Here is a 14,194-nt window from a genome sequence, read left to right as displayed (position 1 = left end):
AACACTCATGCACCGCGGGGCCGAGGGAATGCAATACGAGTATGAACGCGAAGAGGACGTCGAAACGATCCACTTCGGTCGGATCTGTCTGGCCATTTTCGGCCTGCTTCTTGGCATTCCGGCGATGCTTTTCGCCTTGTTCGTTTTTGCATGTTTAGCGATTCGTTTTGAAAGCGAGTGGGAAGACCAACGCCGCCAACGTCTCGCCCATGAAGTCCTTCAGCTAGGCTATGCGGCCCGAGAAGACCCGAGCGACTCACGTGCCGCGAAGAAACTGTTGGCCATGGCCAACGGCGACGAATTTTATGATGCGAGTAAAGCCACTAATGCCATGGGCTTGATGGGAGAAGCGGCACGTCCCCATATACCACAGATTGCTAAACTACTACGGCACGAAGACCGCTGGGTGCGGATGGAAGCAGTGCGTACGCTGGAGAAACTTGGCCCCGTAAGTGCTGAAGCGCTGCCTGAGTTGGTGAGCTATCTCGAACGCTGCGATTCGACAGGCACCAGCTTTGAGGATACCGTCGATGCTATCGCCAGGATCGGCCAGCCCAGCGTCGCCGCCTTGCCGAAACTCCGCTCGCGTGTCGGACGTGGCGATGAATCTCAGGATCGAATGCTCAACCGGGCAATCACTTATCTGGAAGCCTTGCAGCACGGCAACACTTCGGCTGTGTACGACGACGGTTGTTGTTGCCGTGAATCGAATGCTGCGGAACGAGACGAATCGAGTTCAAGGGAGGCGGAATGGCTCGCCAATACTCATTCTGTCTTAGAGAAATGATACTGCTGGCGCGCACTCCCGCCCCAAAAGCCCGCATGACGTTCTCCCATAGCATTGCGGACTCGGGGGAGGAGATTGCCAACAGAAGCGAACGGTCGAAAACGATTATGCGTGAGCTCCGGCCATTTTTTGACATGCGTCTGCACAGCGACGACATGCCTTCGCACAGGCCTGACAATGATCCATGTCGTGTTTCTCACACTCGTCCGCACACGATTCACATATTTCAGCGCAAAGTCGACATAGTTCCGCGGCAAACTGCGAGTCGCGACTCATCAACGCAGCCGCAGTCCAGCAGATTTGCGAACAGTCGCGATCAGTGCGAATGCACTCAGCCATCTTGGTCACATCCGACTCACTTAGGCAGCTGTCAGCGCAATGTTCGCATGCTTTAGCACATTCGATACAAGCTTGGATGCATTCCGCGTATTTTTCGTGTGACATATCGTCCTCCTCGAAAATTACCAACGAATCTGACGACCGATAGGCGTCGTCCCATTTCTGGGCAGAATGCGGTGCAATCACTATGCCACAAACAAACTATGAACGTAGCCACTCATCCTGAAAGACCCGCGCGAGTGGTTCGCTTTGGGTGGCTTCGATCGCGGTTTCGGTGCGTTGGCGAAGATCGCCGATGTCTCCGTGAAGTCGCAGGGCTTTGACGGCGTCGGCGGCGGTACGGATGTCGCGTTTATCGATCAAGCTGAGCAGAAAGTCTTGCGACTCGGTCGTTCGGAGCAAACCGATGCACAGCAGCAAGCTTTCGCGAACGTTCAATTCGCTGCGGTGCCCCCAGGCGGTTCGTAAAATATCGAACGTGCCTGGCAGCCGGGCCTCGCCGAGTGCCAGCGCGGTTTGAACGCAAGTGTCGGCGTCGTGCGATGGGAGAAACTGCTGAACGAACGCAAGGCCTTCTTCGCGATCCGCTTTGAGCATCGCCGAGCAGCATTCGCCATGCACTTCTGGCTGAGTGTCGCCTGAAAGGAGTTTCAGCCGAAGCAGAGGCGCCGCTTCGACCTGACCGAGAGCCCCAATGGCCTGTGCCGCTCCAAGCCGCGCTTCCGGCCAGGGATCGCACAGCAGCGCCGCGCAGTAGTTGAGCACCTCCAACGTCGGAGCGAAGTGGACTAGGCCAATCGCACAAACGCCTCGCAGTTCCGCGGCCGAGTCGATCTCGCCTTTCCAGTGCGGTTCCAGCTGAACGTAGCCGATCCCATCACGAAACAATTCGGCGTCGGTATATTCAATTTGAATGAGCGCTTTCAGTAGACTTGTCTTCCCCAGACAGCCGGGGTCTTTCTTCAGCGGGTTTCGTTTCAGCCGCCAGTAAGCTTTCACCAAATCGGCCGCAACAGATGCCATCTCCGCGTCGCCGATCAAGTCGGCCGCTTGTTGGACGATGCGATTAGAAGCATGCCCCAGCGCAGCCCGCATCACTTTCTCGTCCAGTTGGTCGGCAGTCGCGTGACGAAGTTGATCGGCGATGGGGTCGCTGCTCATCATGCGTTTCCTTGACGAAGGTGACAGGGATTAAGGACTTGCTGTTGGGTCTCGAAGGCTTGTTCGATGAGTTTTGCAGCCAGCTCTAGTCCATCCAGCTTGGCCAGCTGCTGGGCGAACTGCCTTGCTTTCTGTTGGTAGGACGGATCGTTGAGCAGTTGATCGAGCTCTCGCTGAAGACGTTTGGTCGTTACCTTTTGAACAGGAATCATGCGGCCGTTGCCGAGGTATTCGACACGTTTCGCCACGCCCGGCTGATCGTTAGTCACCGGTAAGCAAAGCATCGGCACGCCATGGGCGAGACATTCCATAGCGGTGTTCATGCCGGCATGGGTGATCACTAAAGTCGCTTTCTCCAGCAGCCGCAGCTGGGGAGCTTTGTCGACCAGCAGCACGTTGCTGGGGAAGGGGCCCGGCAGGTCGACCTGACCGCCTCCTTTGCTCAGCACCACTTGCATCGGAAGGTCTTTGACGGCATCGATGATACAGCGGAAGACATGGCTCACCCCGTTTTGCAGTGTCCCCATCGACGCGTAGATTAACGGGCGGCCATCGAGCCAATCCCACGGGAAGTCGATGGAAGTATCGTCGCGTGCCGCGCGATGCCATGGCCCGGTATAGTGCAGTCGCTCCGGGTACCGAGTTCGTGGGTACTCGAAGAACGCCGGTTGCTGAGCCAGGTGAACGAGCGCTTTGTCATCTTCGCGAATGAGTTTTAGAGGATCGACTCCGACGGTCTTCTCCGCAGCGAATAATCGATAGGCCGACAACACCAAATGCTTGGCCACTCCGTTGCGAAGACGCCCGTATAGATCGTCGCGAAAGTCCCATGCCAACGGTGGCGGCGGCATCAGCGGATCCCAATAGACCGACAACGCGTTGCAAGCGACCGCGTAAGGAATGCTTCGCTGCTCTGCTTCCATCGCCGCCGCTGGGGCCACTTGGTCGATCACTAGGCCGTCGAATTGTTCCGCTTCGAGTACGGCCGGCAAGTAGGTTCGAACGATCTTCGATTGCACGCCGAATAAACGACCTGTCTGGATCATCGCTTGAATGCCAGACATTTTCCCGAGCGCTTGAAACCCTTCGTCCAGTTGTTGGGAAAGCTCGTCGCCAGAACCAAGCGATAGGAAGGGAAGGCCGGAACGCTGGACGATGTTTTCGGCCATGGGACAGCCAAGAAACGTCACTTCGTGTCCGCGTCGCTGCAGTTCGCATCCCAGCGTTGTCAGCGGATTTAGATGCCCCGGCACTTCAGGGCAATGGAGACCAATCCTCATGGCTCCAGCTTTTGCCGAATACCGGTCATGACTTCGATTAAGTTCCGCGGGTTCTGCCCGAGGTCCCCTTTGCCGACACGCGATTGACTGGTCGCGGTGATATGAATGCCATCGTCGGTGTCGTTGAGATAGATGCGAATGTCGTCAACGAACCGCATCAGCTTGGTGGTGCGTGTTGCGTGAATGATCGTGCGACGGGCTTCTTTGGAAGTGCTTTCGACTTTCCAGTTGGGAATGTCCTGGACGGCGTCGACGACAGTTTGAGCGATCTCGCTCCGATCGCCAGAAACGGTTATCGGATGCAAGTCGGCGTTGGGATGGCTAGGGGTTGTTTCGGCATGATTGGTTGTCAGATCGCGCGACCAATCGTCGACGATCAGCGCCAACGTCACGAGCGGTCCGATCACGATGACCGCCAAGAGACCTAATAGCAGATAAAGCCAAATCATGCGTCGGCCTTTCTTCGGTGGTGAAGTTTCGGTGGCTGGCGGCTGGTCGTTCATGCGGTTATGCGAGTTCGCCTGACTCCCACGGATTTTCCCAATCGCCCCAGCCTTCAAGGTAAGTCTGATAGATGGGCGTTTCGGTCGTTCGCTGCTGGAGCCAGCTTTTGGTGTCCTGAATCAATTCCTGCTCGCGATCGAGGGTAATCTTTCCCAGCAGCACACAGCAGCGCAGAAAGACGAAGTAGGTATCCAGCACGTCGCAGCGGCAATACTCGTTGATCTCTTCCAGGCGACCCTCATGATACAAGTCTTGAACCATATGCCCTTCGATTTCCATCTTCCCAGGCTTACCCAGCAAGTTGGCGGCAAGATTCAAACCGCCAGTAAAGCGGCTCGCTCCGTAGTTGGTCAGCACATCGTACAAATCGAAATGCGAATCGTTGTTGTAGCGATAACGTGACTGCTCGAAGTTCTTCGCGTTTAAGTTGAACCAGTCCGGCACGCTTAGCCCGAACCGAAACGCGGCAAGCTCCATTAACGGAATATCGAACGCTCGGCCGTTGAACGTCACGAACGTTGGCCGTCGATATGCTTTCCAGCCTCGCCAGAAATGATCCGTGATGACCGGCGGGCGAAACTGGGGGGCATCGAGGACAACCTGATCGATCAGGTTCAGTTCGATGTCCAGCTTGGCAATCGCCACCGAAACGGGCATCTGATAAGTATAAGGAATAAAATCGCTTCCTTTTTCTTCCATCAGCTCGGCACGAAAGCGATTGACGGCCTCGTCGGCGGGGAGCCCTTCGCCGGGGTATTTCAGTCGCGAAACGAGGTTGCCGTCGGCGACCGATTCTACATCGAACACCAGGTATCGAACCGCCGTTTCCGCCATGGGGACTGCCTTCCGTTGTTGCGAATGAATGATCGAATGTTGGGTTGGCTTGGGCTGACAAACCGCGACCACCCAAGTTCTACGAACATCAACCTATCACATCCCATGGACCGCCACGACGGCGGGTGTTGAATTCCGTGCGGTTTCACTAAGCTGATAGATATCGAGATCCCATCGCACCGAGGAAATTCCATGAGCCGTCAGCGCCTTCTTGAACGCTTCCTGAAATATGTCCAAATCGATACCACGGCCGGCGAGCCTGGCGAAAAGTACCCCAGCAGCGACGGCCAATTGGTGCTCGGAAAAGTGTTGGCGGACGAACTGATCGCGATGGGGGTTGCCGATGCCCATCAAGACGAACATGGATTGGTCTACGCGACCGTTCACGGCAAAGTGATGGGCTGCCCGGTGGTGGCGCTGAACTCGCATGTCGATACCTCGCCGGAAACGACCGGCAAAGATGTGAAGCCACAAGTGATCGAGAAGTATGCCGGCGGCGATATCAACTTGCCTGGCGATTCGTCGAAGGTGATTACCGTTCGGGATAATCCGGAACTGAACGACCTGCACGGCTGCACATTAATCACGTCCGATGGGACAACGCTGCTGGGTGGCGACGATAAAGCCGGCATCGCCGTCATCATGGAAGTCGCCCAGCGGATCTTGGAAGAGGGAGGCAGCAACGTCGGCATGCTGAAGGTGCTGTTTACCTGCGACGAAGAGATCGGTCACGGCGTCGATCATGTCGATCTGGACAAAGTGGGCGCCGATGTTTGTTACACGCTTGATGGGCCAGGAGCGAACGAGCTGAATGCCGAAACGTTCTCGGCCGACTTGGCGACCGTGGTGGTCCAAGGAGTCAACATCCATCCTTCGATCGCCAAGGGGCGGATGGTTAATTCGATTCGTGCCGCGTCGGCATTGGTGGCGAAACTGCCCACTGATAAGCTTTCGCCGGAAACGACCGACGAGCGCGACGGATTCATTCATCCTTATATCGTCGAAGGGGGCGTCGCAGAAACGACGGTGCAGTGCATCTTGCGAAGCTTCGAAACGGATGAGCTGGATGCCCAGGCTCAGTTGATCCGTGACTTGGCAAAAGAAGTAGAAGCCGACTTCCCCGGCTGCGAGATCAGCGTGACCATCACGCCGCAGTATCGCAATCTGCGAGATGGCTTAGACAAAGAGCCGCGTGCTGTGCCGATCGCCGAACAAGCCCACAAGGCGCTCGACCGTCCATGTCACAAGCGCGTCATTCGTGGTGGGACCGATGGTTCGCAGTTGACCGCGATGGGACTCCCGACGCCGAATCTTTCGACCGGACAGCACAATCCCCACTCGCCGCTGGAATGGGCCTGCTTGGACGAGATGGAACAAGCCGTTCAGTTGGTGCTGAAGATGCTTCAGTTGTGGGCCAAAGAAACGAAGACGGCCGACGCATAAGCGGCTAGATTCGCATGTGTGGTTTTACCAATAGCACCACTTCTGTTGGGCAAACGTGTCGCGAGTGCTAGCTGCTGTCGTGCTGGCACTTCCCGATTCTGCCAGCGGCATCGTCGGTTTTGAGGCAAAACAGGTAAACTTGTGACCACGTTCGGTCCGAATTATTCCAACGTGAGCCCGGCCAACCTAGCCCCATACCTAGCGTACTTTGTCATTCCCCCTGAGTGAAAAGGCCGTGGCAGAAGGAATTGTTTCTGTGCTGAACGCTTCTATCGTCATTCCGAGTGTTTCCGACGCTCGTCGACTGGAAACGACGTTGATCTCGCTGTTGGAAAACCGACCCAGCGATTGCGAGATCGTCGTACCTCACTCCGGTTACTACGACGACCCCTACGATATCGCTGATGAAGTCCGACTGATCGATGTGCCTGCCGCTCGTACCGAGGTCGAGTTGCTGGCTGTCGGCTGGTCGATGTGCCAGGCCCCGATCGTCCACACGCTCGCTCCTGGAGCGACTGTGGAAGCTGGTTGGATGGACGATGCGTTGGCTCGTTTCCAACAGCCAGAAGTCATGGCCGTTGCCCCGCAGTCGCAGTTCAGCGACGGCGACGCGACCTACGGTGTCGTGGCGGATGACTTCGGGATGCGTGCCGCGGGAACCACCGCCCAAGTGCAAGCACCGATGCGGCAAGCTGGCTTCTACCGTTATTCACTGCTAGCTGCTTTGGGCGGCTTCAGTACACGGATGGAAGAGTACGCCGACTTGGACATCGGACTCTGGCTCGCCGAAGCAGGCGGTCAGTGTGAAGTCGCTTCTGGCTCGGTCGTGCAGCTGAATGTGCCAAACGATCTGGCTTCGGTTTCGGCCGATCGCATTCGCCTCGCGAAGACTCTCCAGCTGCGTCATCAAGAGTGGTTCGCTGCTCGAGGGAAAGCCAGCAGCGGCAAGCTGGGTTGGCTTTCGCGTAGCGTCGGCAGCGGGTCGATTTCGACAATGATGTCCGCACTCACGGCCAAAGCAGATGCCAAAGCGGCGCTGCATCGCCTGCCAGATTTGGACGACGTTCGAGCGGTGATCGAAGGACGGGATCAAACGTTCCGCTTCGACCCACGTAACGATCGTCCGACGCGGCCCATTCATCGCAGTGCCGCCTAAAGCGGTTCTCCAAAAACTGTAGTGTCTTGGACTGGCTGCTGTGGCGCTAGTGCCCAAGGCCGATACACCTATCGGAAAAACGCTCTAACGCAGGCATTGCTCGAATCGATTTCACACGCGCATAAAAAAGGCGTCCGGAATGTTCCGGACGCCTTGGTTGTTTCTTGCGAGAAGTGAAGCGGCCAACTAGTTGACGCTGACTTCCACTTCATCGGCACCAGCTTCTTCTTCTTCGGTCTTGGTGGCGTAGAAGAGATCACGCGTGGCGGTCAGCAATTGGCAAGCTTCCCCTTCGCCTGGCTTTTCTTCGATCTTCTTGCAGAGCGAATCGAGCAAAGCGCGACCTTCTGGCCAACGAACGGCCATGATCTTCTGGCAATCTTCCAGCAGTTGGTAGATGCGAGCACGAGTCACGCCCAGGTTACGAGCCTGCATACGAACGCTTTGTGGAGCCGATTCCAAACCGAGACGTCCTGCGGCCAGGTCGTGAACCGTTTCGCCGGCGTCGGTCATGATCTGTTGCAGCAGAGGACGCGTCAGGCGATCCATCACTTCGCTGCGGCTCAGTGGCGATTCGCTTACCAGGCGGTCCAATCCCCACGTATCGAGCACAGGGACGAACTTCGGACGAAGCGTGATGGCCAGGTGTGGTTGGCCTTGAGCGAGATCAAGCGTTTCGTGAACGCGGTAGAAGACTTCCAGCACGACGCGAACGCGTTTTTCGCCGTGGGTCTTCAAGCGGCGGATTTCAGCCAGGCTGTGGCCCATGTAGAACTCGAGTGGCGTGTTCCAGATGACCGTTGGCAGATCGTTCAGCGTTGGGGCAAGACGACCAAGACGTTCGTTGCCCAGGTTATGGCGACGAACCGTTTCTCGCCAGCGAAGCCATAGGACTTCCGATACCAGCGAAGGATCGAAGTTGCCGTCGGCATCCAGTGGGCTCTTCGTCGAGAAGTTGTCTTCGGCAGGCGCTTCTTTCGGCGTAGCGACCGAAGGCTCGAAACCGGCGTCTTCCTTCGTAGCACGGTTGAGCAGCGTGACCAGCGAGCTGATCTTCTTCTGACCGATGCCAGGGGTAGCCGAAAGCTCGTCGAATGGCGTTGCAAGCAAATCGCCGATCGTGCGGCCCAGGAACGCCAGCGGCAAGCGGCGGTCGTTTGGAAGTGCCCAGTAAGCCAGTGGCTTGTCTAGACGGTCAGCATACTTGGTGTCTTCGAGCAGTCGCTGTTTGACTTCATCGAAGCTGTTAATCAGCTGAAAGTCTTCAGCCGAGGTGATCTTGTTAAAACGCATGTCCTAAGCCTCTTCAATATGTTTCCGACAACTTGGGTCGAGTTGGGCGGCACATCTGGGGCAGGTGCCGGAGGGTCAATCAATCAGGAGGTGTTCCGTAAGTCTCCAGGGATTGCGATATCCCGTGCAATTAAATTGTAGTCTCACACAGAACAATTTCGCTACCTAAGAAACTTATTATTTCGGTAATTCGCAAAAAGACAACAAAATTAGTATGCGGCAGTCCGCAGCAGCTGTGTGAGCTATCGCTAAACATAGCTTATGCGCCTAACACTAGGCAAGTAAATCGTTTACAGGCAGGGTGGCAATTATTCAACAAATCAGGAATTATCAGTTGAAACCCTGAAGAGCTCATTTAGTTTCTGTAAAAATGCTACATTCAAGTGAAAAATATCTATGGTCACGCTTTGACCACCTTTTTTTAAGGCGAGATCATTCTCAATTCGACCCGCTCGTAGGGAATAGAATTTCGCGCAGAATGCCTCATCTCGTTCATTCCTGAAAATCGTTACAATTGGCCGTATGACCTCACTTCGTGATTTTCGTGTACTGGTAATCGGTGCGGGACCATCCGGTCTTGTTGCGCTAAAAAACCTGCGCCAGGTCGGAATCGACGCCATTGCGGTTGACCGCAATTCTGGTGTCGGGGGCAATTGGGACATCGATTCACCCCACAGCAGCGTCTACGAATCGACCCATTTGATCTCATCGAAGGGGATGACCGAGTTTCTCGATTTCCCGATGCCGGATGCGTATCCCGAGTACCCCAGCCATCGTGAAGTGCTGGCATACCTACACTTTTACGCAGAACGTTTTAATTTGGATCGCGTAGTTCGGAAAAAAACTTCGGTTGTTTCCGTTAAAAAAGGCGAGACAGTCTGGGATGTTCGGCTGAAAGAGGGGGACGACGGTCCCGTTACATCAGAGAGCTTCGATGCCATCGTGATTGCCAATGGGCATCATGCGGTACCGATGCGGCCTGAAATCGCTGGCCAGTTCCACGGGGAAGCAATCCATGCCCACGACTATAAGCATCATCGGCAGCTGACCGATCGCCGCGTGTTGGTCGTCGGGGCGGGCAACAGTGGCTGCGATATCGCTGTCGAAGCGGCCATTCATGCCAAGTCGGCGGCCATCAGTATGCGGCGGGGTTACCACTTCTTCCCCAAGTTTATCCGTGGTAAACCGGCCGATGTCGTGGGCGATCGTCTCCGGCGATGGCCGCTCCCTCGCTTTGTGAAGGATCGAATTTCGAAGTTAGTGGTCGACTGGACAGTGGGCAAGCCGCAGAGATTTGGCCTGCCGAAGCCGGAACATGACTTGTTCGAAACCCACCCGATCATCAATTCGCAGCTTCCTTACTATGCCGGGCATGGCAAGCTGGACGTCTTTCCCGACGTACGGCAATTCGATGGTGACCATGTTGAATTTACCGACGGCCGTCGTGAACGGTTCGATGTCGTCGTCTTCGCGACCGGGTATCAGCTGACGTTTCCATTCATCGACGCCGATCTTCTCAACACGCACAACGGTGTGCCGAAGCTTTACCTGCATGCCTTTCATCCGAGCGACGATACGTTGTTTGTTGCCGGAATGATTCAGCCCAACAGTGGCCAATGGCCGCTAACCGATTTGCAAACGCAGATCATGGCTCGTTATCTCAAAGCTCGGCTCAGCGGAGATGCGGTGGCGGACAAGTTCCGTTCGCAGAAGCAGTCTAGCGGCGTCGGCCTCCCTTCTCGCGAACACTTTCTCGCGACCCCGCGACATCGATTGGAAGTCGACTACTTCGAGTATCGAAAGCTGCTGACGAAGATCCTCCGCCAGTTCGATTCGGTCTAAGTCATCCCAAGTGAAAGAGTGGTCCAGGTTTGTAAACCTAGACCATCCAGTGATGTTCGGCGCTCGATGCCCATTTCCCGCATTCGGTTCGTGCGTCGTGGTTTCATTCTGTCTAGAATACAAGCCTCCACTTATCTCGCCCCGCACCTCGATCTGGAACACCTCAACATGATTCGACGCACCCTATTGCTTGTGCTTGCGGCCGGCTGTTTTGCTTGGCAAGCAGCCTCTCTGGAAGCCGCGGAAACGAAACGCCCGAACATCTTGTTTGCCTTCGCCGACGATTGGGGCAAGCAGGCCAGCGCCTACGGTCAACTGGAACCTGGTGGTATCAACGATGTCGTGAAGACGCCGCACTTCGACGCGTTGGCCAAGCGTGGCGTGCTGTTTAAGAACGCCTTCGTCAATGCTCCGTCCTGTACGCCATGCCGTAGTTCTCTGTTGTCAGGGCAATACTTTTGGCGAACCGGACGTGGGGCAATTTTGCGTGGTGCCGTTTGGGATCCCGCGATTCCCAGCTATCCGCTGCTGCTGAAGGATGCCGGCTACCACATTGGCGAAACCTATAAAGTGTGGAGCCCTGGGACTCCTGTCGATGCTCCTTACGGTGGCGGCAAGTATGCCTATCAGAAAGCAGGCGGGTCGTTCAATCAGTTCTCGCAGCGTGCTACGGCGCTCATGAAACAAGGGAAGTCCGCTCAAGAAGCAAAGGACGAACTGTATGGTCAGGTACGCGGCAACTTCGCCGACTTCCTGAAAGATCGTAACGAAGACCAGCCGTTCTGTTATTGGTTCGGGCCAACCAATGTGCATCGTAAGTGGATCGCCGGCAGCGGTAAGCAGTTGTGGGACATCAACCCGGATGATCTGAAAGGGAAGATGCCGAAGTTCCTGCCAGATGTTCCCGTCGTGCGAGAAGACCTGGCCGATTACCTCGGCGAGATTCAGGCGTTTGATGCGGCGTTGGGCGTTCTTATGGAACAATTGAAAGAGGCAGGCGAACTCGACAACACTCTGATCGTTGTCAGTGGCGACCATGGCCCACCTGGCTTTCCACAGGGGAAATGCAACTTGTACGACTTCGGCACGCATGTCGCGTTGACCGTTGCCGGGCCTGGTGTGAACGGCGGACGCGTCGTCGACGACTTCACGATCTTGCCCGATCTCGCTCCGACATTCCTCGAAGCGGGCGGACAGGAGATTCCCGAAGTGATGACCGCGAAAAGCTTGTGGCCTGTTTTGAAGTCGGAGAAGGAAGGCCTTGTCGATCCTTCTCGCACGGCGGCATTCACCGGACGCGAACGCCATGTCGAGATGGCCCGAGAAGGGAATCTGCCGTATCCGATGCGAGGTATTCAAACGGCCGACTACCAACTGATTGTCAACTTCAAGCCGAATCGCTGGCCAATGGGGGCTCCTTATCATTTGGATAGTGATAACCCGCCCACGAAGGACGAACTGACCAACAAAACGTTCGTGACGTTCCCGGACGACGACGCCGGACCGACGAAAGCGTTCATGGTGCTGCACCGAAACGACCCTGAGGTGAAGCCTGTTTTCGAACGTTGTTTCGGCAAACGTCCCGAAGTGGAACTGTACGATTTGAAGGCCGACCCGGATCAGATGACCAACGTCGCCGACGATCCGAAGTACGCGAAAGTCAAAGCGGAACTTACCGCGCGTCTGATGGAAGAACTAAAAACGAGCGGTGATCCTCGCGTGGTCGAAGGAGGCAAGTTCTTCGAAACGCCTCCGATGGCCGGCCCCCTCCCCAAAGGCGGCCCTCAACCGAACCGGAAACGGTAAACAGTTCCTGAAATAATGTGGTGCATCGCAGGCGTAGAGCGATGCACCACCAAGCATTGCTGTTTCCCAACGAAAAAAGCCAGGAGCGAATGGCCCCTGGCTTTAGGTTTGAAATGACGCAGTGGAAGCTTACTTGCCTGCTTCGATTTGGGCGAGCAGCTTTTTCATTTCGGCGAACTTGTCAGCGTTTTGCTTTGAGACATCTTTTTCTTCGCCGGGGTCGTTGGCCAGGTTGAATAGCGAGTAGCTCTGGTTCTTGTTTCGACCTTGGCGGACGAGCTTCCACTGATCGACACGCAGGCCGATGCCACGCGGCGATTCTTCCACGACGTAGTCGCGACCTTTGGCGCTCGCTTCGCCCAGCAGTGTTGGCTTCAGGTTTTCGCTATCGGGCAAAGCACCTTGGGGAACTTCCTGACCGACGAGTGCTGCGAATGTCGCACCCAGGTCGGTGGTGGTGATCATCTTGTCGGACGTGGTGCCAGGCTTCACAACGCCAGGCCATTTGACGATGAACGGTGTGCGACAGCCTCCTTCAAACGGCGTATACTTGCCGCCGCGATACGGACCGGCCGGCTTGTGATCGCCCAGCTTTTCGACGGCGCCATCTTTGTAACCATCGTCCAGCACAGGACCGTTGTCGCTACAGAACACGATCAGCGTGTTGTCGGTCAGGTTCAATTCGTCGAGCGTCTTCGTCAGTTCGCCGACACACCAGTCCAGCTGCACGATCGCGTCGCCGCGAAGGCCCATTTCGGACTTGCCCTGGAAACGTTCGTGCGGCATACGGGGCACGTGCAGATCATGCGAAGCGAAGAACAGGAAGAACGGTTCGTCTTTGTTAGCACGGATCCACTCGTTCGACTTCTTGACCCATTCGTCGGCCAGGTCTTCATCGCGCCAGCGAGCCGCATGACCACCGGTGTAGAAACCGATTCGGCCGATGCCGTTGTGGATGGTTTGGTTGTGCCCATGGCTCCAGTCGAGCTTCAGGGTATCGCGAGCCGTGACACCGGTCGGCTGATTGTTGGGGTTCTTATTGCCCACCCACAGCGGATCGCTCGGGTCGAGATCACGCACACGGTAGTTCTCGACATAAACACTCGGGACGCGGTCGTTGGTGGTCGGCAGCAGGAAGCAGTAATCGAAACCGATTTCGAGCGGGCCTGGCTTGAGATCGCCATTCCAGTCGGGGCCTTTGCCTTCGCCGAGACCCAAGTGCCACTTACCGACAACCGCCGTTTTGTAGCCTGCCGACTGCAGCACGTCGGGCGTCGTGGTTGTGTCAGGCTTGATGATCGACGTGGCGTTGGGCGGGGCGATGCCGGTTCCTTGCTGACGAAACGCGTACATGCCGGTCAGAAATGCGAAACGTGTCGGCGTGCAAGTCGACGTCGAGCAGTACCCGCTGGTGAACTTCAGCCCATCGCTGGCAAGTGAATCGATGTGGGGAGTTTCAACTCCTGTCGCGCCGTAGCAACCGACGTCGCCGTAGCCGAGATCGTCCGCCATGATGACGATGATGTTCGGTTTCTTTGTTTCCGCTGACGCAGCTGAAGTCAGCACGAGGGCCAGCAGGCAGCCGGCGAACGCATGCAGCAAAGATTTCATGAATCCAATTCTTCCAATCGGGGTGAGGGGGGATCATTAGGGGATGGAAGCGCGAGACTTCATTCTAATCAGAAACAACGCGAGATATCTAACCCGCCTCACACGCGAGGGGGGCAATCGGTCAAAAGCGTCGTGTCG

Annotated in this window: 12 protein-coding genes; 5 read left to right on the top strand and 7 right to left on the bottom strand. The window is 56.2% G+C overall.

Annotated elements, in window-relative coordinates; all coding sequences use genetic code 11:
• Positions 1-7: 7 nt before the first annotated feature.
• A complete protein-coding gene (locus LA756_RS16525; RefSeq protein WP_224435822.1) occupies positions 8-787 on the top strand; it encodes a HEAT repeat domain-containing protein in 780 nt (259 codons plus the stop codon).
• Between the two features lie 105 nt (positions 788-892).
• Here LA756_RS16525 and LA756_RS16520 read toward each other — a convergent pair whose 3' ends face one another.
• From LA756_RS16520 to LA756_RS16500, 5 genes are all read right to left on the bottom strand, one after another.
• A complete protein-coding gene (locus LA756_RS16520) occupies positions 893-1,231 on the bottom strand; it encodes a four-helix bundle copper-binding protein (RefSeq protein ID WP_224435821.1) in 339 nt (112 codons plus the stop codon).
• A gap of 96 nt (positions 1,232-1,327) precedes the next feature.
• Positions 1,328-2,290, bottom strand: coding sequence for a HEAT repeat domain-containing protein (locus tag LA756_RS16515; RefSeq protein WP_224435820.1), 963 nt, complete (start codon positions 2,288-2,290; stop codon positions 1,328-1,330).
• Positions 2,287-3,567: a glycosyltransferase gene (locus tag LA756_RS16510; protein ID WP_224435819.1), complete on the bottom strand. Its 1,281-nt coding sequence runs from the start codon at positions 3,565-3,567 to the stop codon at positions 2,287-2,289. The genes LA756_RS16515 and LA756_RS16510 overlap by 4 nt, the downstream gene beginning before the upstream one ends.
• Positions 3,564-4,016: a DUF1499 domain-containing protein gene (locus LA756_RS16505; RefSeq protein WP_224435818.1), complete on the bottom strand. Its 453-nt coding sequence runs from the start codon at positions 4,014-4,016 to the stop codon at positions 3,564-3,566. Before LA756_RS16505 ends, LA756_RS16510 begins: the two co-directional genes overlap by 4 nt.
• Before the next feature lie 58 nt (positions 4,017-4,074).
• On the bottom strand, positions 4,075-4,905 hold the full coding sequence (locus tag LA756_RS16500) for a 3'-5' exonuclease (RefSeq protein ID WP_224435817.1): 831 nt from the start codon (positions 4,903-4,905) through the stop codon (positions 4,075-4,077).
• A 192-nt stretch (positions 4,906-5,097) separates the two neighbouring features.
• Between LA756_RS16500 and pepT the strand changes: the two genes are divergently transcribed.
• The gene (gene pepT, locus LA756_RS16495; RefSeq protein WP_224435816.1) at positions 5,098-6,348 is read left to right on the top strand and encodes a peptidase T; all 1,251 of its coding nucleotides are present in this window, start codon (positions 5,098-5,100) and stop codon (positions 6,346-6,348) included.
• Between the two features lie 256 nt (positions 6,349-6,604).
• Positions 6,605-7,504: a glycosyltransferase family 2 protein gene (locus LA756_RS16490; protein ID WP_224435815.1), complete on the top strand. Its 900-nt coding sequence runs from the start codon at positions 6,605-6,607 to the stop codon at positions 7,502-7,504.
• Positions 7,505-7,690: 186 nt separating this feature from the next.
• Here LA756_RS16490 and LA756_RS16485 read toward each other — a convergent pair whose 3' ends face one another.
• Positions 7,691-8,797, bottom strand: coding sequence for a hypothetical protein (locus LA756_RS16485; RefSeq protein ID WP_224435814.1), 1,107 nt, complete (start codon positions 8,795-8,797; stop codon positions 7,691-7,693).
• Between the two features lie 522 nt (positions 8,798-9,319).
• Here LA756_RS16485 and LA756_RS16480 point away from each other — a divergent pair.
• Positions 9,320-10,639, top strand: a complete 1,320-nt coding sequence (locus tag LA756_RS16480) for an NAD(P)/FAD-dependent oxidoreductase (protein ID WP_224435813.1) — start codon at positions 9,320-9,322, stop codon at positions 10,637-10,639.
• A 168-nt stretch (positions 10,640-10,807) separates the two neighbouring features.
• Positions 10,808-12,445, top strand: a complete 1,638-nt coding sequence (locus LA756_RS16475; protein ID WP_224435812.1) for a sulfatase — start codon at positions 10,808-10,810, stop codon at positions 12,443-12,445.
• Between the two features lie 129 nt (positions 12,446-12,574).
• Here the strand turns inward: LA756_RS16475 and LA756_RS16470 are convergent, their stop codons facing one another.
• Entirely contained in the window at positions 12,575-14,056 is a 1,482-nt protein-coding gene (locus LA756_RS16470; protein ID WP_224435811.1) for an arylsulfatase, read from the bottom strand.
• Between the last annotated feature and the right edge of the window lie 138 nt (positions 14,057-14,194).

The sequence above is a fragment of the Bremerella sp. TYQ1 genome (assembly GCF_020150455.1).
Classification (GTDB): domain Bacteria; phylum Planctomycetota; class Planctomycetia; order Pirellulales; family Pirellulaceae; genus Bremerella; species Bremerella volcania_A.
The sequence above is the reverse complement of the archived record's forward strand: the minus strand, read 5'-3'. Positions and strand labels throughout refer to the sequence as shown.